The organism is Hydrogenophaga luteola, assembly GCF_042648585.1.
In the GTDB taxonomy this organism is placed as follows: Bacteria; Pseudomonadota; Gammaproteobacteria; order Burkholderiales; family Burkholderiaceae_C; genus Hydrogenophaga; species Hydrogenophaga luteola.
Map to the genome: position 1 here is coordinate 1 of NZ_JBHRXX010000003.1, position 24,067 is coordinate 24,067.

31 protein-coding genes are annotated in these 24,067 nt (G+C 66.8%); 18 read left to right on the forward strand and 13 right to left on the reverse strand.

Features of this window, described 5'->3' with window-relative positions:
* The 3 genes from ACFOPI_RS08940 to ACFOPI_RS08950 form a co-directional block, all read left to right on the forward strand.
* The coding region (locus tag ACFOPI_RS08940; RefSeq protein WP_382173104.1) for a hypothetical protein at positions 1 to 332 on the forward strand (332 nt) is incomplete at its 5' end.
* A 99-nt stretch (positions 333 to 431) separates the two neighbouring features.
* Entirely contained in the window at positions 432 to 1,172 is a 741-nt protein-coding gene (locus tag ACFOPI_RS08945; RefSeq protein WP_382173106.1) for a hypothetical protein, read from the forward strand.
* 331 nt (positions 1,173 to 1,503) lie between these two features.
* Positions 1,504 to 2,058, forward strand: a complete 555-nt coding sequence (locus ACFOPI_RS08950) for a GNAT family N-acetyltransferase (RefSeq protein ID WP_382173108.1) — start codon at positions 1,504 to 1,506, stop codon at positions 2,056 to 2,058.
* Positions 2,059 to 2,290: 232 nt separating this feature from the next.
* Here ACFOPI_RS08950 and ACFOPI_RS08955 read toward each other — a convergent pair whose 3' ends face one another.
* Entirely contained in the window at positions 2,291 to 3,799 is a 1,509-nt protein-coding gene (locus ACFOPI_RS08955) for a DUF2779 domain-containing protein (protein WP_382173110.1), read from the reverse strand.
* A 196-nt stretch (positions 3,800 to 3,995) separates the two neighbouring features.
* Between ACFOPI_RS08955 and ACFOPI_RS08960 the strand changes: the two genes are divergently transcribed.
* Together ACFOPI_RS08960 and ACFOPI_RS08965 are read left to right on the forward strand one after the other, a co-directional pair.
* On the forward strand, positions 3,996 to 4,445 hold the full coding sequence (locus tag ACFOPI_RS08960) for a GNAT family N-acetyltransferase (protein WP_382173112.1): 450 nt from the start codon (positions 3,996 to 3,998) through the stop codon (positions 4,443 to 4,445).
* Between the two features lie 74 nt (positions 4,446 to 4,519).
* A complete protein-coding gene (locus ACFOPI_RS08965) occupies positions 4,520 to 4,960 on the forward strand; it encodes a hypothetical protein (RefSeq protein ID WP_382173114.1) in 441 nt (146 codons plus the stop codon).
* Positions 4,961 to 4,996: 36 nt separating this feature from the next.
* Here ACFOPI_RS08965 and ACFOPI_RS08970 read toward each other — a convergent pair whose 3' ends face one another.
* Positions 4,997 to 6,691, reverse strand: a complete 1,695-nt coding sequence (locus tag ACFOPI_RS08970) for a helix-turn-helix domain-containing protein (RefSeq protein WP_382173115.1) — start codon at positions 6,689 to 6,691, stop codon at positions 4,997 to 4,999.
* 408 nt (positions 6,692 to 7,099) lie between these two features.
* Here ACFOPI_RS08970 and ACFOPI_RS08975 point away from each other — a divergent pair, with 408 nt between their 5' ends.
* The 13 genes from ACFOPI_RS08975 to ACFOPI_RS09035 all read left to right on the forward strand — a co-directional run bounded on the left by ACFOPI_RS08975 (position 7,100) and on the right by ACFOPI_RS09035 (position 15,551).
* Positions 7,100 to 7,396, forward strand: a complete 297-nt coding sequence (locus ACFOPI_RS08975; protein ID WP_382173117.1) for a RebB family R body protein — start codon at positions 7,100 to 7,102, stop codon at positions 7,394 to 7,396.
* 103 nt (positions 7,397 to 7,499) lie between these two features.
* A complete protein-coding gene (locus ACFOPI_RS08980) occupies positions 7,500 to 7,769 on the forward strand; it encodes a RebB family R body protein (RefSeq protein ID WP_077327699.1) in 270 nt (89 codons plus the stop codon).
* Positions 7,770 to 7,838: 69 nt separating this feature from the next.
* Positions 7,839 to 8,108, forward strand: a complete 270-nt coding sequence (locus ACFOPI_RS08985; protein WP_226492239.1) for a RebB family R body protein — start codon at positions 7,839 to 7,841, stop codon at positions 8,106 to 8,108.
* A gap of 44 nt (positions 8,109 to 8,152) precedes the next feature.
* The gene (locus ACFOPI_RS08990) at positions 8,153 to 8,425 is read left to right on the forward strand and encodes a RebB family R body protein (protein WP_382173119.1); all 273 of its coding nucleotides are present in this window, start codon (positions 8,153 to 8,155) and stop codon (positions 8,423 to 8,425) included.
* 56 nt (positions 8,426 to 8,481) lie between these two features.
* A complete protein-coding gene (locus ACFOPI_RS08995) occupies positions 8,482 to 8,679 on the forward strand; it encodes a RebB family R body protein (RefSeq protein WP_382173121.1) in 198 nt (65 codons plus the stop codon).
* Positions 8,676 to 9,212, forward strand: a complete 537-nt coding sequence (locus tag ACFOPI_RS09000) for a RebB family R body protein (protein ID WP_382173123.1) — start codon at positions 8,676 to 8,678, stop codon at positions 9,210 to 9,212. The genes ACFOPI_RS08995 and ACFOPI_RS09000 overlap by 4 nt, the downstream gene beginning before the upstream one ends.
* Positions 9,213 to 9,246: 34 nt before the next feature.
* Entirely contained in the window at positions 9,247 to 9,588 is a 342-nt protein-coding gene (locus ACFOPI_RS09005; protein ID WP_382173125.1) for a hypothetical protein, read from the forward strand.
* Positions 9,589 to 9,637: 49 nt separating this feature from the next.
* Entirely contained in the window at positions 9,638 to 10,738 is a 1,101-nt protein-coding gene (locus ACFOPI_RS09010) for a hypothetical protein (protein WP_382173127.1), read from the forward strand.
* Positions 10,739 to 10,743: 5 nt separating this feature from the next.
* Positions 10,744 to 11,274, forward strand: a complete 531-nt coding sequence (locus ACFOPI_RS09015) for a hypothetical protein (protein WP_382173128.1) — start codon at positions 10,744 to 10,746, stop codon at positions 11,272 to 11,274.
* Between the two features lie 22 nt (positions 11,275 to 11,296).
* The gene (locus tag ACFOPI_RS09020; protein WP_382173130.1) at positions 11,297 to 13,147 is read left to right on the forward strand and encodes a hypothetical protein; all 1,851 of its coding nucleotides are present in this window, start codon (positions 11,297 to 11,299) and stop codon (positions 13,145 to 13,147) included.
* Positions 13,148 to 13,153: 6 nt separating this feature from the next.
* The gene (locus ACFOPI_RS09025; RefSeq protein WP_382173131.1) at positions 13,154 to 13,948 is read left to right on the forward strand and encodes a glycoside hydrolase family 25 protein; all 795 of its coding nucleotides are present in this window, start codon (positions 13,154 to 13,156) and stop codon (positions 13,946 to 13,948) included.
* A gap of 69 nt (positions 13,949 to 14,017) precedes the next feature.
* Positions 14,018 to 15,193, forward strand: a complete 1,176-nt coding sequence (locus ACFOPI_RS09030) for a hypothetical protein (RefSeq protein ID WP_382173133.1) — start codon at positions 14,018 to 14,020, stop codon at positions 15,191 to 15,193.
* Between the two features lie 139 nt (positions 15,194 to 15,332).
* The gene (locus ACFOPI_RS09035; protein WP_382173135.1) at positions 15,333 to 15,551 is read left to right on the forward strand and encodes a DUF6500 family protein; all 219 of its coding nucleotides are present in this window, start codon (positions 15,333 to 15,335) and stop codon (positions 15,549 to 15,551) included.
* A 161-nt stretch (positions 15,552 to 15,712) separates the two neighbouring features.
* On the opposite strand, the gene modC is transcribed toward ACFOPI_RS09035, so the two are convergent.
* The 11 genes from modC to nifT form a co-directional block, all read right to left on the reverse strand.
* Complete coding sequence (gene modC / locus ACFOPI_RS09040; RefSeq protein WP_382173137.1) at positions 15,713 to 16,786, reverse strand: molybdenum ABC transporter ATP-binding protein; 1,074 nt, start codon at positions 16,784 to 16,786, stop codon at positions 15,713 to 15,715.
* On the reverse strand, positions 16,783 to 17,454 hold the full coding sequence (modB, locus tag ACFOPI_RS09045) for a molybdate ABC transporter permease subunit (RefSeq protein ID WP_382173138.1): 672 nt from the start codon (positions 17,452 to 17,454) through the stop codon (positions 16,783 to 16,785). Before modB ends, modC begins: the two co-directional genes overlap by 4 nt.
* A gap of 7 nt (positions 17,455 to 17,461) precedes the next feature.
* Positions 17,462 to 18,238: a molybdate ABC transporter substrate-binding protein gene (gene modA / locus ACFOPI_RS09050; RefSeq protein ID WP_382173140.1), complete on the reverse strand. Its 777-nt coding sequence runs from the start codon at positions 18,236 to 18,238 to the stop codon at positions 17,462 to 17,464.
* 18 nt (positions 18,239 to 18,256) lie between these two features.
* Entirely contained in the window at positions 18,257 to 19,081 is an 825-nt protein-coding gene (locus ACFOPI_RS09055) for a TOBE domain-containing protein (RefSeq protein WP_382173141.1), read from the reverse strand.
* A gap of 124 nt (positions 19,082 to 19,205) precedes the next feature.
* Positions 19,206 to 19,574 (reverse strand): hypothetical protein, encoded by a 369-nt coding sequence (locus ACFOPI_RS09060; protein ID WP_382173143.1) that lies wholly within the window; start codon positions 19,572 to 19,574, stop codon positions 19,206 to 19,208.
* Positions 19,571 to 21,154 (reverse strand): flavin monoamine oxidase family protein, encoded by a 1,584-nt coding sequence (locus tag ACFOPI_RS09065; RefSeq protein WP_382173145.1) that lies wholly within the window; start codon positions 21,152 to 21,154, stop codon positions 19,571 to 19,573. The genes ACFOPI_RS09060 and ACFOPI_RS09065 overlap by 4 nt, the downstream gene beginning before the upstream one ends.
* Positions 21,155 to 21,161: 7 nt before the next feature.
* Positions 21,162 to 21,458, reverse strand: a complete 297-nt coding sequence (locus tag ACFOPI_RS09070) for a 2Fe-2S iron-sulfur cluster-binding protein (RefSeq protein ID WP_382173146.1) — start codon at positions 21,456 to 21,458, stop codon at positions 21,162 to 21,164.
* A 52-nt stretch (positions 21,459 to 21,510) separates the two neighbouring features.
* Positions 21,511 to 22,356, reverse strand: a complete 846-nt coding sequence (locus ACFOPI_RS09075) for an SIR2 family NAD-dependent protein deacylase (protein ID WP_382173148.1) — start codon at positions 22,354 to 22,356, stop codon at positions 21,511 to 21,513.
* A 10-nt stretch (positions 22,357 to 22,366) separates the two neighbouring features.
* Entirely contained in the window at positions 22,367 to 23,530 is a 1,164-nt protein-coding gene (locus ACFOPI_RS09080) for a DegT/DnrJ/EryC1/StrS family aminotransferase (RefSeq protein WP_382173150.1), read from the reverse strand.
* 11 nt (positions 23,531 to 23,541) lie between these two features.
* The gene (locus ACFOPI_RS09085) at positions 23,542 to 23,802 is read right to left on the reverse strand and encodes a hypothetical protein (protein WP_382173152.1); all 261 of its coding nucleotides are present in this window, start codon (positions 23,800 to 23,802) and stop codon (positions 23,542 to 23,544) included.
* A 20-nt stretch (positions 23,803 to 23,822) separates the two neighbouring features.
* Positions 23,823 to 24,041 (reverse strand): putative nitrogen fixation protein NifT, encoded by a 219-nt coding sequence (gene nifT / locus ACFOPI_RS09090; RefSeq protein WP_382173154.1) that lies wholly within the window; start codon positions 24,039 to 24,041, stop codon positions 23,823 to 23,825.
* Positions 24,042 to 24,067 lie beyond the last annotated feature (26 nt).

Consider the following 24,067-nt stretch of genomic DNA (forward strand, 5'->3'; position numbering starts at 1 on the left):
ATGCCGTACCCCGCAAATGCGCGGATCACCCGGGACGGGGAAGTCCCTTTCATTCGTTAGGCGGCGAGATGTTGCTTCGACAAAGCTTGATCGTTGCCGTAGCGATTGCTGCCGGCATCACTTTGCTTGCTGCATGGATGACCTCGGGTCAGTTTGACCCAGTCGGCGGCAAGCCCCTGTTCATGGGTGCTCTGATCGTCCTGCCACTTGTAGTAGCTGCGAAAAGCGGCCTCACTGGTTTAGCGGCAACGACCCTAGCGTTCGCGACCTACTTTGCGTTCGCTTTTCTTGGAGTCTGGCTTGCCACCCGAGAGAAGCGAGTTAGGTCATGAACGTAAAACCGTTCGTGTGCTCCGGATGCCAGCCAAACGGGTCAATCGAGAGCGGATCGCCTTCGGCGTCCACTCATTTTCGACGTTAGGCGTCACCAGATGAACCGCATTGCCTCCCGCAAGAACCGCGAAAAGCACCTCCTCGATCGCTTCCTGACTGTGGCGGGACTAGAAGTCCAGTCCGTGGAGCAGTCCGAGGCGCCAGACTTCTTGCTTCAAGTTCAATCGAAACTCATCGGCATTGAAGTCACCGAGGTCTTCCGAAATCCCGATCTGTCGGGCCGGTCACCTCGGGCGCTTGAAAGCATTACTGATCGAATCGTAGCGAGGGCCAGAAGCCTGTATCACGTCCGAAACTGCCGATTCGTACATGTGAATGTCCTGTTCTTTGACGGAGTCGATGTTCAGTCTCTCAACCGCGAGCAGGTTGCAGATCGCATTGCCACTTTGGTTGAGTCGATGTCATTGGAGTCGGCGCACGTCCACTGGCGAAACGACTATGAAGATCCCTCACTTGATGCAGTCGCATTCGTAACGGCTCTTGCTGTTCCTGAAGCCAGCATGTCGCATTGGGGCGTTCCACGCGCCGGATGGCGTACGAAGCTTTCAACGGAGCTGTTGAGATCCGCCATCGAAGCCAAGAACGAGAAGGTCCAAGCCTACCGCGCCAAAGCCGATGAGGTGTGGCTCCTGCTTGCAGTGGAAGGTAGCAGGCCGTCTCAGTTCTTCGATCCTGAAGTCCCTCCTGCAACTTCTGACTTGGCAAGCAGGTTTGACCGAACCTACTGGTTCAACTCTATGCACGATCAGGTCGTTTGCTGGCGCGGCAGTGACGCCTAAGTCATCGACCAAGGTGGACGCCTTCGGCGCCGCTTGTTTTCGGTGTTGACCGACCGCTTGCTCGCTTGATCGATGGCCGCTCCTGGCCGACAGTGTGAGTACGAGACTGAACCTGAAAGCTGACCTTCAGCATGGTGGCACTGCCATCCAGCATCGTCTTGTCGCCCCCCTTGGCGAAACCCGGTCCCGGTAAGGAGCGGCCGATCTTCAATCGTGAATGCGGTCGCTCAAAATTGGAGTTCAGCGGGCGCCGCTGGCGATCCGCCGGAATGACCTGTTAGTGTTAGAGCGGTCTCGACTTCGTTAGGCATCACAACGCGCCTCCTCACCCATGCAAACGCCACCCCAATACCACATCCGCCGCTTCAATCCATCTGACGCACCCTCAATGTATTCGGCAGTGAAGGCATCGCTTGCGGAGCTGGTTTACTGGATGCCTTGGTGCAAGGAAGACTACGCTCTCCAAGACGCAGAGGAGTGGGTTCAGTTCACTCTGAAGGCATGGGAAGAGGGAATTGAATATCCCCTTGGCATCTTCGAGACTGCCACCGGCGCCGTGGTCGGAGGTACAGGCATCAATCACCTCACCAAACCATATCGGATCGGAAACATCGGCTACTGGGTCAGCACCGAGCACCTGGGACGTGGCGTGGCCAAACAGGCAGCGAAGCAGGCTGCGCTACTCGGGTTCGGTGAACTCGCCCTCACCAGGTTGGAAATCGTCGTGCTTACCCACAACATTGCCAGTCAAAAGGTGGCCGAATCACTTGGCGCGACCAGAGAATGTCAGGCTAGGAATCGCCTTTACTTCCAAGGCAAGCCACACGACGCCTTCGTCTACTCGCTTACGCCAGAAGACACCGCAGAATGGGCCGTGGTGAAGTGATGCCAAACCTTCATATTTGACCCATACGGGTCGCGAAGGGCAGGTCGCTTGAGCCGGTAGCAGTCCCACAGCCCCTCGTGTGGCTCACTGCTGTTGAGTGGCCGCTGCTGGAGGTGCAACAGTCGGCCACCAGGCAGACGGCGAATGGCAGGTCCGTGCAGTGGCGGTGGTTGGACCCAGAACTCCTGTCCGGCTGCTGTCAGCCTGTAGCCGAACTTGGCTCCACTCAGGCTCAATCTCCCGCCCGCTCCATCACGTCCAGCAAGCGCCGCAACACCACCGTCTCCCGCTGCCCGTGCGCTTGCAGCGCTTCGCGGCAGGCGTGGCGCACGGGCAGGCGCTGGCCGGGTTTCTGCATCAGGGCGTAGACGGACTGGGCGGTGGGGTTGGCGCGTTCGCCCAGCGCGGGGTCCAGGCGCACGTCCATGTCCAGCTCGGGCGCCACAGCGCGGGCGACGGATCTGAAGGACCATGAGCCGGCCATGACCGGGTGGTAGAAGTGTTCGCGTGCAATCTGGAACAGGTCGACGATGCGGGGCTGCAGCGCGTCCAGCGCGGGGGCGAGGTCGTCGAACCACTGGGCCAGTTCGCGGATGCGGTTGCGTTCGAAGCCGGCGTTGTAGGCCAGCACGGCGCCTTCGGTGCCCAGCGCGCGCAGCAGGGTTTGTGCAAAGGCGCGGCGCGGGTCGCTGCCCTGGCCGTCGGCCAGGAAGTGCTGCTCGGTCCACTGGCCATCGGCGGTTTCACTTGCGCAGCTCCACTGGAAGGGCAGGGTCTGGTACGGCCGCGTGCCGGACCACACGGGCACCGCCATGCCGATGGTGTCGAAGCGCAGGCAGTGGCGCGGGTGCGGCCAGCCGCGGGCGATGGCGGCCACGGCGGGTTCGATGACCGGGGCGCCTTGCTGCACGGCGCGCACGGCGCGTTGCAGGCGGGGGGATTCGAGTTGTTCCACGCGCAGGTCGTGCACGCTGCTGGCGCCGATGGTGCGCCAGTGGGCGGCGGCTTCGCGGCCGAGGATGTCGAGGCTGTCCACGGCGTGGCCGGGGGCTGGGGGTGGCTGACAGGCTTTGCAGCTGGCGGCGAATTCGCAGCCTTCGCCCTGGTGGCAGTGCGGGCCGGGGGTGGCGGCGGGTTCGGCGCCGCGTTCGCAGTGGCGCATGCTGTCCAGCCAGTGCGCCACCGGGCGCGCGCCGAGCACGGGGCGCAGGTCCACCTCGCGGAACAGGCCGGCGTAGCAGCCGTGGCCAGGGTAGACGAAGTCGGTGTTCACCAGCAGCAGGCCGGCGCCCTGCACCGCAAAGCCGCAGCGCGCGGCCACGTGGGTCCAGAGGGCGACGGTGTCGATGTCGCTGTCGTCGCCCACGGTGGCGTGGCGCACCTTGTACAGGCGCAGCCCGCCGCCTTCGGCCGCGCCCAGCACGTCGATGCGCACCTGCACCCGGTCTTCGCTGGTGAGGCAGGCGCCCAGGATGGCCCAGCCCTCGGGCAGGTGCTCGTCGCTGTCCAGGCAGTCCAGCGTGTGGCGCATGGCCTGCACCCATTGCGACGGGGTCTGCGGTGGCGCCACGGTGTCGGCATGGGGGAAGGACGCGCGCAGCGCCACGTCCAGATCGGCCGGGGGCTCGTGCGCGGCCACCGGCTCGCCACGCTGCAGGCGGTGGCGCGCCAGCCAGAAGCGGCGTTCGCAACTGCGCCAGCGGCGCAGGTCATCGGTACTGAACAGGGGAGCCAGCAACATGGGAGCAACCAGACAAAACCGACACAGGGCCGGACGGAAACGGGCACAAAGACCACAAGCGCGCGTGCGCGGCAGGGGGCTGTGGGCGGCGATGCCGTTGACACAGCAAACTGCGTGCAAGCGACAGAAAACCCTGGGTCTGGCTGAGCGAGGGCCTACATTACGGCGCTTCGCCCACAGCCCCGACGGAACCCCCATGCGCACCCGCCTCGCCACCCTCCAGGACATCGACGCCGCCTCGGCACTCTTTGATGCGTATCGCCAGTTCTACGAGCAGGCCCCCGACCGTGAAGCGGCGCGGGCCTTCATGACCGAGCGCCTGACCCGGGGTGACTCGGCGGTGCTGCTGGCCGAGGACGACGAGGGCACGGCCGTGGGCTTTTGCCAGCTGTACCCGAGCTTCTGCTCGATCGAGGCCAAGCCGATGTACATCCTGTCCGACCTGTTCGTGGCACCGGCCGCCCGGCGCTCGGGTGCGGGCAAAGCCCTGCTGCGCGCCGCCGAGCGGCATGCGGCGCAGACGGGCCGGGTCAAGATGGAGCTGACCACCGCCCGCACCAACAAGACCGCCCAGGCGGCCTACGCGTCGCTGGGCTGGCAGCTGGACGAGGTGTTCCTGGGTTACGGCAAGCGTGTGGAGGGCTGAGCGCCGGCATGGCGCGGGACTTGCACCAGCGTGCGGCATCCGCCGCTTTTCCGCCGCTCACCCGAACCGCTGCCATGACGACCACCACCGATCTGCTGACGCGCAACCGCGTCATCCTCTGCCACTTCGACGACTACAGCCACGCGCTGCTGTACCCGCGCTGGGAACACGGCATGTTGTGGCCACAGGCCCTGCCCGCCGGGGCCGAGCCCATGGAGGCGCCGGCCGATGCGCCGGCGGGACACGACACGCCCGCCGTAACGGCCGCGCTGCTGGCGGCGACCGGCCTGAAGGGCGACGAGCTGGAGCCGACCGACCGCTTTATGGCCTGGTTCCGCACACCCGACGGCCAGCCGCTGCGCGTGCACCTGCTGCGCTTCACCACGCCCGACGCGCCCAAACCCGCCATCGAGGCACTGGGCGGCCGCTTCATGGCCATGAGCCAGTTGCGCGGGGCGGACATGAAGGAGCTGCTGTTGCTGCGGCATGCCTTTGGCCTGTTCGGGCACGGCTGATCCGCCGATGAGTGCGGCGGCCGGCCACTTCAACCACTACAGCGCATCCGAACTCGCGCGGCTGCGCAAGGGCAGGAGCGTCTGAGCCCTGTGTGGCACGTTCATGGGTTGTTTGCAGGCCTGCCCTTCCGGTGCTGCGCCCGCTTCGCAGGCGTCTGCTGCAGTTCCTCGCAAGGCGCACGCGCGGCGCAGGTCGCCCGGTGTCTGTCCGACGATCAGGCGGAAGCATTTCTGGAAGTGGCTGAAGTCACTGAACCCCACGCTGAGGGCCACATCCGCGATGCGGCGCCGTGGTGACGCCAGCAACAGACGCTTGGCATGCGCAATGCGTACATGCTGCAGAAAGAGCTTGAACGGAAGACCCAGACTGTCGCGAAACAGGAAGCGCAGATGCGAGGCGCTCACGTGGGCCTGTTGGGCCAGCTGCTCGGCAGAGATCGACTCGTGGAACTGCCTGCATAAATACTGCAGGGCTCGGGCCAACCCGGCGTGCAGGTGCGCGAATGCCTGCGTGTCCTGCTCCAGCACACAGCGCACCCAGTGCTCGGCGGTCCATGCCGTTGCGGGAGGATGGCTGACTTGCGGCGGTGCGGTGTCGCTGGCGGCATAGCGGGATGCAGGCGGTTCGGCCAGGACATGCACCGTTCCGTCCTCCCCCAGCAAACGCGGGGAAAGAAGGCTGATGTCGCTGGCCCCGATGGGCGTGCTGGTGGCCAGCACCGCCATGCGGGCCACGGTCCACTCCAGTTGCGAGGCATTGCCGGGCCATGAGTAGTTGGTGCACCAGTGTTGAAGGGCGTCGGTCATGCGGTGCTCCGCACCGTGACCGTGGTAGTCCAGCACGGCCCTCGCCAGCACGGGGATGTCCTCGGGGCGCTGTGAGAGCGGCGGCAGGGTGATCACTTTCCAGTTGCAGCGGCTCCAGGCGCCGTACGGAATGGGGCTGGTGCATGCGGCGGAGGGGTAATGCGCCTTCAGCGCCACCATCAGTCGGCAGCCCTGGTTGCAATCCCGCCCGGTGGCGTGGCCCATGGCCTGTTCCAGCTGCAGCCAGAGGTGTTCGTGGTCAGCGCGGGTGCCGCTGTCCGGGTTGCACAGGAACAGGGTGCCTCCACGGGCGCGATCCACCCAGCGCCAGGGCGGCTCCAGCGTGGTCGCGCAGTCCACCTGGACAAAGGCACGCCCGGCCCCGCAGACGCTGTGGTGGATGGCTGCCGCCGTCTGCAGGGCTTCGTTCCCTCCCGTGCCCAGCAGCACGACCGGGCGCTGGTCGATACAGCTCTCTTCGATGTGGCGATCCAGCGCCAACATCGCCGGGCTCGATCCGATCAGGCACGGCGCACCCAGGCGCTCCTGCACCACCCAGCGCTGACTGGCCAGACGCTGGACGGTGCCGGCGCACTGGGCCGCCAGCTCCGACAGCGCCGATGTGCAGGCCGCCTCTTGGCTGAGATGGGGCAACAACTGGAGCCGCAAGGCACCGATTCTTCTGCGGGAAAACTCCAGCGCGAGCTCCACCTTGCCCGGAACCTGCAGGACGCTGCCGCTCAACGGGCCATCGACCAACAGAGGACGCTGCCCGAACAGCTCCAGGCTGACCGCTTCCCACCAGTGGCGGCACGCGCTGCGTTCCAGCAGCCGCCGAACTTCGGCGACCTCACTCAGGTAGGACGCGGCCGAGCGATGCGACACCCGAATGGGCTCGCTGTCCGCGGCTTCCGTACGGATCAAGGGAGACCTGCGAGGCAGGGTTTACGGGATCACGGCAGCGCCGTGGATGGGCAGCGAATGGTTGTCCACGGATGGTGCAGGCTGCACCGATGCACAACAGGGCTGGCGGCGTTGAGCGCTTGGATCACAGTTCATCTCCCTTTTCTCTTCCAGGCCGTCGTTTTTTTATCGGCCCATACCAGTGGTCGTGCGGTGAATTTTCCGACGGGATGCGGCGCCGCGGAACAGTCAAAAAGCCCACAGCGTCAACACCATCGTCTGACCCATTTTTTCCGTCGTCTGCCCCACTTCGGACCCAGTGGCGCGTCACTACTATTTGCCTGCGGCTCAAGGCAAACCAATCGCTGAACCGCAGTTCTCCAACCGCCCAACTGACCAGCAGCTGGTCCAACCAACGAGGAACGAACCATGGCCTTTCCGACCGCCGTAAACGATCAAATCACCGACTCCGTCACCCAGGCCAACACCAAGGTGCTGGGTGACGCGCCCGCCATTGCGATGGGCAACCTGTACCAGGCCACGGCGCAGGCGCTGGCCAATGCCGCACACAACGCCACCAATGCCCAGCAGCAGAGCTATGTGACCGCGCAGTCCGCCACCACCATGGGCGTCGCCACCCTGTACTCGTTGGACACCGCCAGCACCGGCGTGGCCACCAAGACGATCCTGACCCCCAGCTCCGGCGTCAGGGGTCTGGGCACCTGACGCCTCTTTCTCGTTGTCTTGTCTTTCACTTTTCGTCAGTTTCCAGCACTTTGACGGTGCTGTGTTTCAACCCCTACCAATCTGACTTTCACGGGAGCACTTCATGGCTTTTCCAACCGCAGTCAACGACCAGATCACCGATTCCGTCACGCAGGCCAACACCAAGGTGCTGGGTGACGCCCCGGCCATCGCCATGGGCAACCTGTTCCAGGCGACCGCCCAGGCCCTGGCGAACGCCGCGCACAACGCCACCAACGCACAGCAGCAAAGCTACGTGACCGCGCAGGCGGCCACCACCATGGGTGTGGCGACCCTGTACTCGGTGGACACCGCCAGCACGGGCGTGGCCACCAAGACCATTCTGAGCAGCTGACCGGTGTCGACCGTCTTGGTGCCTTGATACGCCAAGCCTTCGAGCCACCAGCCCACAGGAGTAAAGAACATGGCCTTTCCCACCGCTGTCAACAGCCAGATCACCGATTCGGTGACGCAAAGCAATCTCCAGGTCCTGGGCACAGCGCCTGCTGTCGCCATGGGCAACCTGTACCAGGCCACGGCGCAAGCCCTGGCCAACGCGGCCCACAACGCCACCAATGCGCAGCAGCAGATGTACGTGACGGCGCAGGCCGCCACGACCATGGGCGTGTCCCTGCTGTATTCGCTGGACACGGCTGCCGACGGCATGGCGACCAAGGCCATCCTCAGCGCCTGAGCACACCTCGCCTTCGTTTCACTCACCTTTAAGGAGCAGTTCAAATGGCTTTCCCCACCGCAGTCAACAGTCAGATCACGGACTCTGTTTCCCAGGCCAACACCAAGGTGCTGGGCGATGCCCCGGCCGTGGCCATGGGCAACCTGTTCGTGGCCACCAGCCAGGCTTTGTCCAACGCCGCGCACAACGCCACCAACAACCAGCAGCAGTCCTACGTGACCATGCAGGCCTCCACCACCCAGAGCGTGGCCACCATGCTGTCGGTGGACACGGCCAGCACCGGCGTGGCGACGGGCAAGGTGCTCGGCCTGCACTGAACGCCGCGGGTCGCTGCGCCCAGGATCGGTGATGGACAACACCAGGTTCACCCACCGTGGCGCGTAGTGCTCCCCTGAGTCTGGCGCAGGCACCCGCCATGGCGATGGGCATGACCTATCTCGCCATGGCGGACAGCATCAGCCTGGCCATGCAGAACGCGGTGTCCAACCAGCAGCGCGGGCAGGTGACGGCGGCAGCCGCCGTCAACCAGACCCTCGTCTTGATCATCAAACTAGGAGCGAATCCCAAATGAACAACGACGGCACCGTGAACGATCAGGTGGTGGACAGCGTGAACAGTGTCACCACGCTGATCTCCGGACAGTCTCCCGCGCACGCCTTTGCCATGCTGGACACGGTGATGGTGGAGACGCTGGGCATGGCCATGTACAACGCGGTCAACCGCCAGCAAAACGCCGGCATGGTGAGTTCGGCCTCTGTGACCGCCGCCTGTGCCCGCATGCTCAACGCCTACCCGCTCTACACACCGCCGCCCACGCCCCCCGCGCCGACGCCGCCGGTGGTCAATCCCCTGCCAGGCCCCACACCGGCGCCATCGAACGACGTGGTGGTGCAGACCGCCTTCAGCCAGGGCACCGCGGCCATCGCCACGCTGCAGGGCGTGGCCGAAGCCACCAGCACCGTCGCACAAGAGGCCCAGGCCGATCTCAAGACCCTGGCACAGCAGGCCAGCGCAACACCTGCACCGACGCCTGCACCTGCACCGGCACCTGAGCCGGCACCTGAGCCGGCACCCGCACCACCACTGGCACCTCCCGCGCAGTAACCACGACGACCATCTCAGAGCCTAAGGATTCGCCATGGACAACACCAACGCCCAGGTCATCGACACGGTCAATCAGATTCAAATGGCCACCATGGCCCCGCAAGTGGTCATGACCAGCGGGGCTGGCAAGGCCTACCAGTCGGTGGCGCAGTCGACCGCCATTGCGGTGCAGGACTCGGCCGACACCTTGCGCAACCTCTCCACCATCGCCACCACGGCCATCGGTGTGGCCATGGCCCAGCTCCTGGCGACCAAGGACCCGAAATACGTCGAGGTGATCACGGCCGCGCAGCAGGTGATGACGCAGGCCAATGTCGAATTCGGTCAGGTCGGTGCCACGGCCGCGTCGGTCATCAAGGGCTATCCGGCCGGTTGAGCCGCCCTTGACGCGAAGCGCATCACAGATAGGTGAAAGAACCCACGCCATGACTGTCATCGTTGCTGGCAAGCTGATCCAGAAGAGTGAAGGCCTGTCTGAGCTCGCGCGCCAGACCCTGACCTACATCGACGGCGGACCCCAGTGGCTGGCGTGGGCCTTGCCCAACCCCATGGTGTGTTACGAGGTGGCGGACGAGACCACACTGCTGGCCGAGGTGCAGCAGGGGCTGCACGCCTCGCCCATGGCCTTGCTGCCGGGGCTGGGTCTGTGGGTCAGCCCGGTCAAACTCATGTCGCTGGGCAGCGCCAACCTGCGCACGATCGGCCAGGCCGAAACCGGCGACACCAGCGCTGCCGTGGTGCAGCAGACGCAACGCATCATGGCCGACCACCACCTGGTGGACGCCCAGCAGCTGAGCAGCACCAGCGCGTTCCTGCAGGATCTGGGTGTCGCATCGGCGCCCGTGTTCCAGGCGCTGGACTTCAACGACCGCGTGGCCTTGCACGCGCTGGCCGCCGTGGCGCTGGGGCAGGATGGCGACAACCCGGCCGAGCTGCGCCAGGAGGCGGCAGCCTTCGCGGTGCAACAGGCCCGCACCGTGCCCGAGTTCTGCGACTACTACCAGGTCTATCTGGCGCATTCCAAGAAAATGAACGCCCTGAGCAGCACGGCGGCCGTGCGCGGCCAGCTGTGCAACCAGGCCGTGCAGACCCTGCTGCCCCTGGCCTTCGGCGCGATGGAGTGCCCGCAACTGCCCGACCGCCTGCCCTCGCCCGACGAGGTCGAGCAGTGCCTGCGCAACTGGCTGGCCCGAGGGCACAAGCTGGGTTTTTCGCGCCTGTCGCAGGCGGTGCTTCAGATGGTCACGCAAACCATCTTCAGCAACGAAACCGGTACGGAGGCGCGCCGCCTGTTTGACCTGTACCTCAGCACCGCGCAGGCGTTCCTGAGTGGCAACCGATTGAAGGAAAGCCGCCTGGGACAGGACGGCGCCAGCCTGACCTTCACGCTGCAGAACGCCACGCAGCAGGCGGTGCTGCACGTCAGCGCGGACCGGCTGCTGTCGCTTCGCAAGTTTGGCTCCTGGGCGCCGCCCGATGCGGCTTCTGGCCTGCCCAGTTCCCCACCCACCTCGACACCGGAGTAAGCCCCATGGCCAAGCCCACCCCGACCCCCGCCAAGACCAGCCCTGCACCAGCCCCCAAGGCGGCCACCGCATCACCCGCGGTCCCGGCCCCTGCCGTTTCTGCCCCCGCCGCTTCTGCCCCTGCGCCCACGGAGCCTCCTGCCACGGCACCTGCTGCTGCGCAGGCGCCCGCCCTGGCGCAGCCCCCGGCAGCCAGTGCCCCACCCAGTGCCGCCGGCAACGACCCGGCCAGCGCCGCAATGAAAGCCGCGCAAGCCCAGATTGACGCGGCAGTGGCCAGCGCGGCGGCGGCCGCCCAGGCGGCTGTAGCCGCCACGGCCAACGTCGCCGGGTCACAGGCCGCAGCACAGGCGGTCGCCCAGGCCGAGAGCGCTTTGCAGTCCAACGTTTCGGCCATGCAACAGGCCATGCAGCAGGCCATACAGGCGCAGAACCAGGCGGTGGCGCAGGCCCAGGCGCAGGTGCAGGCGGCCATGGCCGCAGCCAGCGCATCGCTGGCGAACAAGCCGCCAGCACCACCCGCCGCAGGCAGCTGATCGCACACAACGGGGACGCACCATGCAAGAAATCCCTCTGGTTCGGTCCATCCGCCGCGACCTGAGCCGTCAGCTCACGGCCACTATCAACGATGCCGCCACCTTCCCCGCGGTGCGCATCACCGTGCTGCAGTCCCTGTCGACCCTTTGGGCGCGGCTGCTCTCCTTGAAAGACGCGCTCTACAAAGACCTAGGCCTGAACCCTGAACAGCCCCTGTTCTACTTCTACATGAAGGGTGGCAACGCCTTTGAATGCGTGATCAACCCGGGCGGCCCAGCGGTGACGCAGCAAGGGGGCGGCACGTCCGACTGGGACACGCAGATCGTGGTCGATCCCTGGGCACCGATCCCGATCCAGAACCACGTCTACGCGGTGATCGAGGACCTGATCCTCGATGAGTTGCGCAACTGCGCCGTCGAAATCGCCCGCTGGAACCCGGAGATCACGTCGCCGGCTCAACTGCGGAGCCAGCAGTCCGCGCTGCTGTACCTGTACGAGGTCACCCGTGACGATCCGCAGACCATTCGCCAGGTCTTCGATCACAACCGGACAGGTCTGTGGCTGAACACGCAGCGCAAACTCGTCGAACGATCCATGCCCAAAGCGGAGCTCCCCGGCATGATCTTCAACGACGGCATCGAACCGTTTCTTCTCTTCCGGCTGGGCTACACCTGGCATGCGAAACCGCTCGAATGGCCGACCCCCTTGCTGCCGGGGCAGGCCACGGGGCCGCAGATCGAGCGCCCGCTGCTGATGGAACTGATCGACGTGACACTGCCGCGCCTGAACACCGTGGAGGCCGTTGAAGTCTGGGAAGACCTGCGTTCGGGCCACATGCAGATCGACCCGATCGACGTCTCGCTCCAGTACCAGGGGACGACGATCACGCAGAGCCTGCCGCTGCCCTCGCTGGTCTACCACTTCGACGAGCAGGTGCTCATGTTGTGCGAGGTGGCCGCGGGCGTGTCCAAAAGCGTGGACAAGGTGGCCCGACGCTTTGCCCGCCTGGCCCAGATCTACAACGCCGGGACGCCGCTGCAGCAGGCGGACTACCAGGCGCGCATGGCAGCCAGCGCCGGCATCCCGGTGGCGCAGCTGCCCGTGCGCCCGCCGGTCGTGGGGGCCATCAATGCGCTGCTCACCAACAACGGAGCGGGCGCCGACCTGGCCGCTGCCCCTGGCACACCACAGTACCTCGCGGTCAACATGATGTACCTGGTGGCCAGCCGGCAGTTGCCGTACGACGGTGCTCAGTCGCTCGCGGGCCGGCAGACGATCGGTCTGATGATCGCCGGCCTGCTGCCGCCCCAGACCATCACGGATGTCGGCGTCAGCGACGACCTGGCACTCTACTCCACCATCGTGCGCAATGGCTACATCTCGACCGACCCGTTTCCGGGGTCTGGCATCGACATGGCGGCCTGGTTGCGTGTCCGGGACGCCAGCAAGCTGGAAGACACCGCCCACACGCTTCGCGACGGCCTGCCCCGCTGGCTCGCCAACCGTGCGACGCAGGCGAACGTTCCTCCGTTCACGCCGCTCAACCAGTGGATCACGCAGACGTTTCTCAACAAGGCCATTCGGGTGGAACTGCGCGAGCACACCACGCTGCGCCAGCCCGGTACGAGCCGGGAACAAACGCTGGTGATCTTCTGTGATGACCGGGCCGTTGCCTGCCTCACGCTGACCAACGCCATCACCGCCCAGGCGCCGTTCATACCCGATCCCCTGATGCCCACGGTCTATCTGGCGTCTGTGCTGGACATGTCCGAACAACACAAGGTCGCGGCGGCCACCATCAAGGACTTCTGCATCCGCAACGCGCTGTCCAAGCAGTTCAACATGCTGAACCGACTCTTCCCCAGGGGCTGATTTGCGATGAAGCTGCACGCCCTGATCACGGTTCCAGCCACACGGCGCCACGCCACCTTGCACAGGGTGGGCTCCCTTGTGCTTCTGGTGGCCATCAGCGCCTGCGAGCCGCGCCCACCCACGGCGGCCGGACCGGTCAGCGCCCCTGCAGCCCCCGCACCGCCGCCTGCAGCGGCTACAGCCGTCGCCGAGACCGAGGTCGTCGAGGGCGTAGACCTGTCCAACTGGCAAGGCGGTGAGGTCAACTTTGTGCAGATCAAGCAGGCCGGCAAACACTTCGTGTTCGTCAAGTCGAGCGAAGGCGCCTCCGTCGTCGACCCCGACCACGCCCGCAATGTGCAGCAGGCCCGTGCCGCGGGCCTGGCGGTGGGCAGCTACCACTTCTACGAAAGTGACGACACACCGCAGGCCCAGTTCCGCAACTTCTCGGCCCAGCTGCGCCTGCAGCCCGGGGATCTGCCACCGGTGGTGGACATCGAGCAACTGAGCAAGGGCGACACCCAGGCCCTGGCACCGGCACTGAAAGAGTTCCTCGGCCTGCTGGAGCAGCAGGTCGGCGTCAAACCCATCCTCTACTCGGGCGAGCACTTTGCCAACGAGTACCTGTCGGTCTTCGCCGACTACCCGCTCTGGCTGGCCGAATACAACAGCAGCGCCAGCCCACAGCTGCCCAAGGGCTGGACGCGCTGGACCTTCTGGCAGCACAGCCAGAACGGCCGCGTGTCCGGTGTGCCGGGCCCGGTGGACCTGAACCGCTTCAATGGCAACACCAGCCAGCTCCAGGCGCTCACAGTCCGATAGCCCCCAGCGCCCGGCCCAAGCGATTGCTGAACGATGGCTGCAACCCCGAAGGACTGAACCATGCCCTGGATGACCGATCTCTTTTACGACCCTGCGCTGGCAGGAGCGCCACTGGGCCCTTTCCAGAACCGGTCCCTGCACCAGATCACGTTGCCCGGTACCCACGATTCGGGCTGCTACCGGGACCAGCGGATTTCCAACGTCTACTCCGCCACGCAGACCCAGGACATCTTCCAGCAGCTCGCCGGCGGCATTCGCTATTTCGACCTGCGGCCCTGCGCCAAGGGCAACGAGTTCTGGACCTACCACGGCCAGTTCTACTGGGGCGGGCAGTTGACCGGCGCCGACGGCATCCTGCAGCAGATCAGGGACTACTTTGACAGCCTGGCCCCGACCGACCGCGAACTGGTGATCCTGAACGTCTCGCACTTCTACAAGTTCACCAACCTCTTGCACGGCAACCTCGTCGCGGCCATCCAAGCCGCCCTGGGGCCGTATCTGGTCGAATACACCCAGAACAACATCGACCTGTGCAACTGCCCCTACTGGCAACTGCTGTCCACGCCGCCCATTGCCAACGGGCCGCCGCCTGGAGCGCTCGGTGGAGCCGTGCTGCGGTCGCGCGTGCTGGTTCTGTACGACGGCGCACTCGACACGCCGCAGGAGGCCTATGTCATGGGTCTGCCGTTCACCGCACCACCCAACGGCATCCCGGGCTTTTTTGTCGTCGCTCCCAAGTACGCGGCCCCCATCAACCCCATAGAACTGTTCGACCAGTATTCCAACCTGGGCCGGGTGGACGATGGCTATGTGCTCTCCGGCATCCGCACCGACCAACTCAACAAGCTGCGCAACCGCCAGAACTTTGCCTACACCACCCAGCCCTTCAACCCGGGCAACTGGACGGCCAACGCGGTGGGCGGCGTGGCCGGCACGCTGCACCTGTTGTCGTGGACCTTGACGCCCCAGTTCTCGCTGACGCTCACCGGCACCTGGGACCCGTTGGAGGCGGCTCAACAAATCGCCAACCCCCTGCTGCTGGACCTGTTCAGCGGGCCCAACCGCGGCTGGGCCGGCGTTTGCTACAACGCCGCCCTGGACCCGCAGATCAACATCATCTATGTGGACAACTACGACTCCACCAAACACCACAACGCCGGGTCGCCCTGGAACGGCATGGCGATCCCGGTGGCGATCGCCGCGCGCATGAACGTAGGACCTGTGGGGGAAAGAAGCACCTGGTGAAGTGTGGGCTGCGAGGGCGGGCAAAGGGCTAGACTGCTGACACAAGGCTGTCAGCAGCACCCAAGTAATCTGCGCGCTCCCATTGAATCACTCAGGAGTTGCACGTGCACCGATCCTTAAGTGGAAGACGATGGACCATATGAGGGCAACACTGAAAAAAAAGATCATCGAAGTTTGCGACAGGAAGATCGAAAGCAAAGGCGCAGGTGTCGGACTGTCGTTCTATGCGTTCTTTGCCAACAAGAACGACGACCCGGAACTGCTCATGGAGGCCGCCCAATGGTGGATCATGGACAACAAGCTGGATCATTTTGAAAAAGCGACCAAGATCAAGGCCATGGTGGAAGCCTTGCGCTGAATGTCAACGTTGACTCGCCCACTCCGCCCATCGGCTTGTCCAAGCGGACATCCCAATACAACACCAACAATGCGGATCGCCGTTGGCCAACCGGCATGTCTTTGAGACGGAACCGAATGGCGAAGAACCTGTAGCACGCGCGTGCGAGGCCCAGGCACCCGCTAACCGATCAACGCCACCGCTTTGATCTGCGCCCAGACGGTCTGCCCCTGCGCCAGCCTCAGCGCCGCAGCCGAGCGCCGTGTCAACCGCGCGACCAGCGACGACGAATTGCCCACCCGCAAACGGCACAGCGCCAGCGCGGGGTGGCTTTCATCGGCGATCTGGTCCACCACCACCGGCAGGCTGTTGAGCAGGCTGGTGTCGGCCGTGGGCGACAGCGCCAGGCTCACGTCGCGCGCCAGGATGCGGATGCGCACGGGGGTGCCTTTGTCCTGCCCACCGTCTCGCACCCACAGGCAACCGCCCGGGAAGGCGATGCGCGCCAGGTGCCACTGCACATCGCGCTCCACTACCACGCCGTCGAGCACCACACCCGCGTCCTCGCCCAGGCGGATGGGGAGATGAACGCGGGCCAGCACCTCGGCCAGCGGGCCCGCGGCCACCACACGGCCCGTCTCCATGGCCACGATGTGGTGGGCCAGCCGCGCCACCTCGTCGGGTGCATGGCTCACATAGACCACGGGAATGTCCAGCTCGCGCGTGACCCGCTCCAGGTAGGGCATGAGCTCGTTCTTGCGCGCCAGGTCCAGCGCGGCCATGGGCTCGTCCATCAGCAGCAGTTGCGGGCCGGTGAGCAGCGCACGCGCGATGGCGATGCGCTGGCGTTCGCCACCCGACAGGCCGTCGGTGCGCCGCTGCAGCAGGTGACCGATGCCCAGCAGATCGATGGCGCGTTCACGCGCCACGCGCTGCCCGGCGTCGCCCGCGCGGCGGCGGCCGTAGTCCAGATTGGCTTGCACGCTCAGGTGGGCAAACAGCGTCGGTTCCTGGAACACGTAGCCCAGCGGGCGGCGGTGCGTGGGCAGGCTGTGGGCACCGTCCTGCCAGACGGCGCCGTTGACCACGCAGCGCCCGCCCGGCGTGGGGTTGAGGCCGGCGATGCAGCGCAGCAGCGTGGACTTGCCGCAGCCCGATGGGCCGAACAGCGCGCTCACGCCCTGGCCGGGCAGGCTCAGGTCGACGTCGAGCGTGAAGTCGGGGAAGTCCTGCCGGAAGCGGATGTCCAGGCTCATGCTCGGCGCTTTCCCTGCAGGCTGCTCAGCGCCAGCAGCACCGCGAACGAAAACACCAGCATGCCGCCGGCCAGCCAGTGGGCGTTGGTGTATTCCATCGCTTCCACGTGGTTGTAGATGGCCATGGACAGCACCTGCGTCTTGCCCGGGATGTTGCCGCCGATCATGAGCACCACACCGAACTCGCCCACCGTGTGCGCAAAGCCCAGCACCGTGGCGGTGAGCAGGCCCGGTCGCGCCAGCGGCAGCGCCACGGTGAAGAACGCGTCCCACGGCGAGGCGCGCAAGGTGGCCGCCGCTTCCATCGGCGCGCGGCCGATGGCGGCAAAGGCCTGCTGCAGCGGCTGCACGACGAAGGGCATGGAGTACAGGCACGAGGCCACCACCAGACCGGCAAAGGTGAAGGGCAGCAGCCCCAGACCCAGCGCCTGCGTGAGCCGGCCCACCGGACCGTTGGGCCCCATCAGCACCAGCAGGTAGAACCCCAGCACGGCCGGCGGCAGCACCAGCGGCAGCGTCACCACCGAACCGACCAGACCCTTGAAGCGCGACGGCGTGCGCGCCAGCCACCAGGCCACCGGCGTGCCCAGCAGGAGCAGCAACACGGTCGTGATCGCTGCCAGCTTGATCGTGAGCCAGACGGCGGCGAGGTCGGCGGCGCTCAGCATGGCGCGCTCACTTCGGGGTGTCGTAGCCGTAGGCCTTGATGATCGCCTGCGCCTTGGCGCCCTGCAGGTACTTCAGCAACGCCAGCGGCCCGGCCTTGCCCTGGACCGGGTTGAGCAGCACCGCGTCCTGCCGGATGGGGGTGTGCAGTTCGGCAGGCACGACCCACGACGAGCCGTCGATCTTGCCGTCCTTGAGCACCTGCGACAGCGCCACGAAGCCCAGTTCGCTGTTGCCGCTGCTGACGAACTGATAGACCTGCGCCAGGGTTTCGCCCGTCACCAATTTCGGCGCAAGGCTGTCGTACACGCCCAGCTTTTTCATCACCTCCACCGACGCGGCGCCGTAGGGCGCGAGCCTGGGATCGGCCAGCGCGAGGTGCTGGAAGGTGTTGCCCTTGAGCACCTCGCCCTTCGCGTCCACCACGCCGGGCTTGGCCGACCACAGCACAAGCTTGCCGATGGCGTAGCTGAACGGGCTGCCGGCCACGGCCGCGCCCTCCTTCACCAGCTTCGCAGGCGTCTCGTCGTCGGCGGCCAGCAGCACCTCGAACGGCGCGCCGTTGCGGATCTGCGCGTAGAACTTGCCGGTGGAGCCGAACGAGGCGACCAGCTGGTGGCCGCTGTCCTTCTCGAACTCGGTCGCCAGTTTGTTGAAGGGCGCGGTGAAGTTGGCGGCCACGGCCACCATCACCTGGTCGGCGCGGGCAGCGGTGGCGACCAGCAGCAGGCTGGTCAACAGGGCAGATATGAAGCGTCTGGTGCTTATGGCGGTGGCGACTTTCATGGGGATCTCCTTGGGCATTCAGTCGTTGACCACCAGGAACACGCTGGAGGCCTTGAACAGGGCCGTCACCGGCTGGCCGAGCGACAGGCGCAGACGGTCGACGCTGGCACGGGTGATGACGGCGGTGAGCGTGTGCTGGCCACCGGGCAGGGCCAGCGTCACCTCGGCGTTGACGGGGCCCAGGTGCAGGGCCTGGACCGTGCCGCGGTAGCGGTTGCGCGCGGACACGCGGGCGCCCTCGTCGCCCACCATGAGCACGATGGACGAGGCCTTGACGAAGGCCATCACCTCCCGTCCTTCGGCCAGGCCCATGGCCTGCGCCGATTCGTTGGTGACCAGCGCGGTAAGCGACAGGCCGTGGCCGAGCGTGAGGGTCACTTCGCTCTCGACCTCGCCGGGGCGAAGGGCATCGACCGGGCCGACGAACTGGTTGCGGGCACTGCTTTTCATGTGGAGCCTCTTGAGGATGGCGCGGTAGGCCGCGATGTCGGGATCACCCGCGCGGGTGAGCTGCTGGCTCAGGCGCGCCATGGCGGCCTGCGACTCCTGCTCCAGCGCGCGGTAGAAGGCGATCAGGCGGCGGCCGAAGTCGGTGAGTTCGCTGCCGCCACCGTGGCGCCCGCCGGTGGCGCGCAGCACCAGCGGTTCTGGCGCGACGTTGTTCATGTCGTCCACCGCGTCCCACGCGGCCTTGTAGGCCATGGGCACGGCCTTGGCCGCCTGCAGGATGGAGCCGTGCAACGCGATCGCTTCGAGCAGGCGGATGCGCTTGTCGCCCAGGAAGCTGCCCATGGCGGTATCGATCAGCAGCTTGCCCATGAGGGGCGGTGCGACGGCGTTCACGTACGGGTCCTTGTATGAATGGCGACACAACGGTCCGCCGGTGTCGGTTTCGTTGTGTGCTTCGCTACACAACGCGGTGTTTCTGGCGGCGATGCGGGGTGCTTTGCAAAGGACGGGCCAGGAACTAGCCCGGAGCCATCACGAACAGCTGGGGCTGGTTCTGCCGGTACACGCGCAGCCACAGCAGGGTGGCCGGCACGACCGAGTGGATGGCGAACCAGATCGCTTCGTCGAGGTCCCCGCCCGTCTCGGCCTGCAGCCGCAGCGCGAGCAGGCGCCAGCCTTCCCAGTCCAGCTCGGGCACGTCCTCGCGCGCGGACGGCGGCACCGCCACCGCGCTGTTGGCCATCAGGCGCAGCTGGCGCAGCAGCTCGGCACGGGTCAGGCGCGAGCGGCGCAGGTCGGCTTCGTCCAGGCCCTCGGCCAGGGTGGCCACGTCCAGCCCCGTCTGTTCGATCAGGTTGAGCAGGGCGCTGGCAGCGATGCGGTTCATGCCCGCTCCCGCTCGGCCGGCGCGGCCACCAGGCGCGCGTTGAGTTCGAGCGCGAACTCGCGCCAGGCGGCGGCCAGGTCGCGCGTGATGGCGCGCAGCAGTTCGGCGTCGGGCCGGTGGTCCTGCGGGAAGTTGGACAGCGCGCAAGACGTGCCGTTGTGCGCCAGGGCGTCGTCCAGCAGGGCCTTGTTCCAGCCGTCGAAGGCCTTGAGCAGAACGGGCGTGAGCGCGTGGCGGCCCTGTTCGGTGTGCGCGCTGCCGAACCACGGCGCAAAGGCGTCGAGCCGGGCCAGCGCCTCGCTGTAGGTCTGGTCGGCCGCCGCGAGCAGCGCGCGCTGCGTCAGCTGTTCGTGCTGCTGGGCCGAGAGCAGGCGCACCAGCTGCTGACGGTAGCGCTCGCCCGCGAGGGCGCGCAGGCGCTGCACCGCGGCCGTGAAGCCAGCGATGGCCGTGGCCTGGTCACGGGAAGCTTCCGCAGCGGGGGGCGACAGCAGCGCGTGGGCGATGCGGTCGGCCGCGGCCAGCGCGCCTTCCATGTGGCCGGCGCCGTGCGTGGCGGTTTCGGTGCCGCCGAACCAGAGCCGACCGCCCCAGTGGCCGCGGCGCAGCAGCGCATCGGCCTGCGGCCAGGCGGGCGGTTCGGCGCGGTCGGCGTCGCTGCAGGTCCAGCGCTCCTGCGCCCAGTCCTGCCACACCAGCGTGCCCGACTGGGCGTCGATGCCGTACAGCTGGGCCAACTGGCTTTCCACCAGCAGCGGCAGGCCGACGCGGAAGTGTTCACGCTGCGCTGCGTTGAGCGCGATGAAGCCGCCGAGCGCGCCGGCGGGTTCGGTGCTCTGGTCGAACACCTCGCCCAGCACCGCCTGCGGGTGGCGCACAAAGGCGTTGCCCGACTGCCCGTCCGCACGCCAGAACGGCGTGGCGAACGCCGCCACCGCTTTGGCCTGCGCCGCCATCCAGGTGGGGGTGACTTTCAATGCTTCGTCCAGCGCGGCCGACAAGGGCGGGTCGAAGGCGATGCGTTCCTGTGCCAGCCGCGGCGGCAGCGCCAGCACGACCCGGCGCGCGCGCAGGGCCGGGCCGCCCGCGCGCAGCAGCTCGACGCTGTCGCCCAGGTCGCGCAAGCCCAGCAGCGCAGAGCCGGTGAGCACGCTGCCATCGGGCAAGGCCGCCCGCAGCGCGTCGGTCAGGCGGGCACTGCCCCCCACGATGCGCTGCGCCCCGGCGTGCACACCGCCGGCTTCCACACGACGTTCGGGCGCGCGGTTCGGGTCGGTAAGCCAGAGCGCGTCGCCCGGGTCGTGCTGTTCGGTGCCCTCCAGACCGAGCGCTGCGAGCAGCGCCACCATGTGCGGCTCGGTGTCGGGCCAGAACCAGGACGGCCCCAGGTCCAGCGGCTGGCCGGTGGCGGCGTCGGTCTGCGTCAGCACCCGCCCGCCCACGCGCTCGCGCGCTTCGAGCAGGCACACGCGCTGGCCACGCGCCACCAGCCGCTGCGCCAGCGCCAGCCCACACAGGCCGGCGCCGACGATCACCACGTCCCACACCGGGGCGGGGCGCAGGACGTGCACTTCGGCCATGGTGTGGTCAAACAAACGTCAGGAGCTCGACCGTCACTGGCTCGTCACCCAGTACCGCCTGGCAGGCCAGGCGCGACTTGGAGCCGACACCGACCAGGGTGTCGAGCTTGTCGTTCTCCTGCTTCTGGATGCGCGAGATGCTCTTGCGGCCTTCCGTCACGAAGATGTGGCAGGAGCCGCAGCTGGCGTTGCCGCCGCACTTCTGGGCGATGGTCTCGCCCGCGGCCAGCAGGGCTTTCATGATGGACGTGCCGGTGGCCACGTCGTAGGTCTTGCCGGAGGGGAGAACGGTCAGTGTGGTCATGGTCTTGGGGCCTTTCGTGGGACGACAGTGAGTGAGAACAAGTGAAAGCGGGTCAGCCAGCCAGCGCGGGTTGTAGGGCGTCGGCCAGCGCCGCGCCGAACCCGGACAGCGGCATGGCGATGCGGGTGATGCCCTGCTCTTCGAGGAAGCGCGCTTCCATGCGCGTGGGTTCGTCGGGCAGCACGGCCCAGTGGGTGTCGCTGGAGCGCTTCATGATCTGGCGCGCGAAGCTGCGGGTGAGCTGGTCGTCGAAGCGGCAGCCCAGGAACAGGAAGCCCTTGCCCTTGCGGAGCTCCTGCACCACGGCGGGGATGGGGGTCTGAATGTCGATCTCGGTCAGCACCTCGACGTAGTCGCTGTCGGACACCAGGTAGTTGCTGGCCGGGCTGCGGCCGCCGATGGGGCGGTAGAGCAGCGGCGTGGCGGCGTTGGCCGGCGTGTCGGCGATGTGGCCTTCGGCGTCGTAGTCGGCCGTCCACTGCCCGAAGTGTTCGGACTGCGACAGGCCCTGCAGCTGGTGCCAGCCGCCCTGCGGCCGCGCGGCCTTGAGTGCCGCGAGCATGGTGTCGTCGTACCAGGTGTCCACCCACAACGTGGCGCCGCTGGCGGCCAGCGCGCGGTGCAGTGGCGACGGCGCGGGCACGGGCGCGAAGGCCTCGTCCATGATCATCACCACCGACTTGCGGTGCTTGAAGTTCTCGATGAACTGCGCCGCCTGCGTGAGCTTGGCGCGGATCTTGTGCGGCACGCTGACCTTGGCGGTCATCAACGCTACCAGCGCGGCCGGTGTGGCGGGCACGGTCACGTCATCGCACAGCGACAGCATGCCGGAGCCCAGGTAGGGAATGACGCCGCCCGCGTCGAGCTGGCGGGCGATGTCGGCGATCAGGTCGGACATGGGGGCTCCTTCAGAGGTAGATGGCTGCGCCGGCACCGACGTTGGTCGCGGTGTCCTTGAGCGTCTTGACGATGTACTTGACCTGTTCGGCGTCCAGGCCGGTGTGCAGCGGCAGCGCGAGCGCCCGGTCGCCGATGCGGTCGGTGTCGGGTAGCACGCCGCGCTGGCGGCCGGTGGCCCCGGCGGCGTTCATGTAGAAGAACTGCTGGTGCAGCGGGTGGCTGTAGGCCGCGGTCTCGATGCCGCAGGCCTTCATGTCCTCGATCATCTGGGTGCGCGCGCTGGCGGTGAAGCGCTTGCCCAGGTGGACCACGTAAAGCATCCAGTGCACCTCGTCCACGTCTTCGGCCAGGTAGGGCGGCTTGACGCCTTCGAAGCTCTGCATCTCTGCGTGGTACCAGGCCTCGATCCGCTTGCGCTGCAGCAACCGCTCGTCGAGGTCGGACAGCTGCGCCAGGCCGAGCGCGGCGTTCAGCTCGCTCATGCCCGCCTGCAGCGGCACGCGCGAGCCGATGGACACCGAGGCCCGGTCGGAGAGGCGGCGCTGGCGCAGGTAGCGCAGCTCGATGGCCAGCGCCTCGTCGTCGGTCAGCAGCATGCCGCCCTCGCCCGTGCACAGGGCCGAGGGCATGGAGAAGTCGAACACCGAGACGTCGCCGAAGGTGCCGACGTTGCGGCCCAGGTAGCGCGAACCCAGCGCCTCGGTGCTGTCCTCGATCAGCTTCAAGCCATGCGCGTCGGCCAGTTCGCGCAGCGCCTTCCAGGCGGCCGGGTGGCCGTTGGTGTTGCCGGCGAGGATGGCTTTGGTGGCGGGCGTGATCTTGAGCGCGGCTTTCTCCGCGCTGAGGCAGCCGCTCCAGTAGTTGATGTCGGCAAACACCGGCGTGGCGCCCGCCAGCGTGATCGCCTGTGCCACCTGGTGCCAGGTGTGGGAGGCGCAGATCACCTCGTCGCCCGGACCGATGCCCATGGCGCGCAGCGCGATCCAGGTGCCCAGCGTGCCGCTGCCGACGGCCACCGCGTACCGCCGGCCGACCCAGCGCGCGAAGCCCTGCTCGAAGGACTCGAGCATGGGCCCATCGCCCCAGCGCCCGGACTCGAGCACCGCCTCCACCAGCGACACGCCCTGGTCGCTGATGGAGGACTCACACAGCGCGATGGTCTCGACGTCCATGGTGGCTCCGCTCAATGTTGGGTGAGGATGAAGACCGAGGCCTCGTCGGCGCTCTGTGTCACGTGCCAGCAGTGGCCGTTGCTGGCCGCCAGGTAGACGTTGCGGTGGCCCAGGCGCAGGGCCGGGGTCTCGTCGCGCATGTCCATCTCGTCCACCACGATGGCGCGCACGCCGGGGTAACGGCCGCGCAGGATGGTGGCGGCGTCGCGCAGCGTGGGCGCATAACCCACCACCTCGCTCGCGGTCTGCAGTTGTTCGCCGGACAGTCCCATGGTGCTTCTCCCTGGAAGGATCACTCTTCGGCCGAAGCCAGCTTGCGGGCCTCGACCGTGATCGGCAGCGGCGTGTCCGCCGCCATCGCCGGCAGGTCCAGCTGCCAGCCGTTGGCCAGCGTCACCAGACCGCCCCACATGTCCGGGTTGACCATCGAAACGATGGGTTCCTCCAGATCCTTCTTGGGCACATAGGCGCTGAGCACGCCCTTGCTGTCTTTGCGGATCATCACTTTCATCGTCGGCTCCGGTGGGTGGGTTCGGG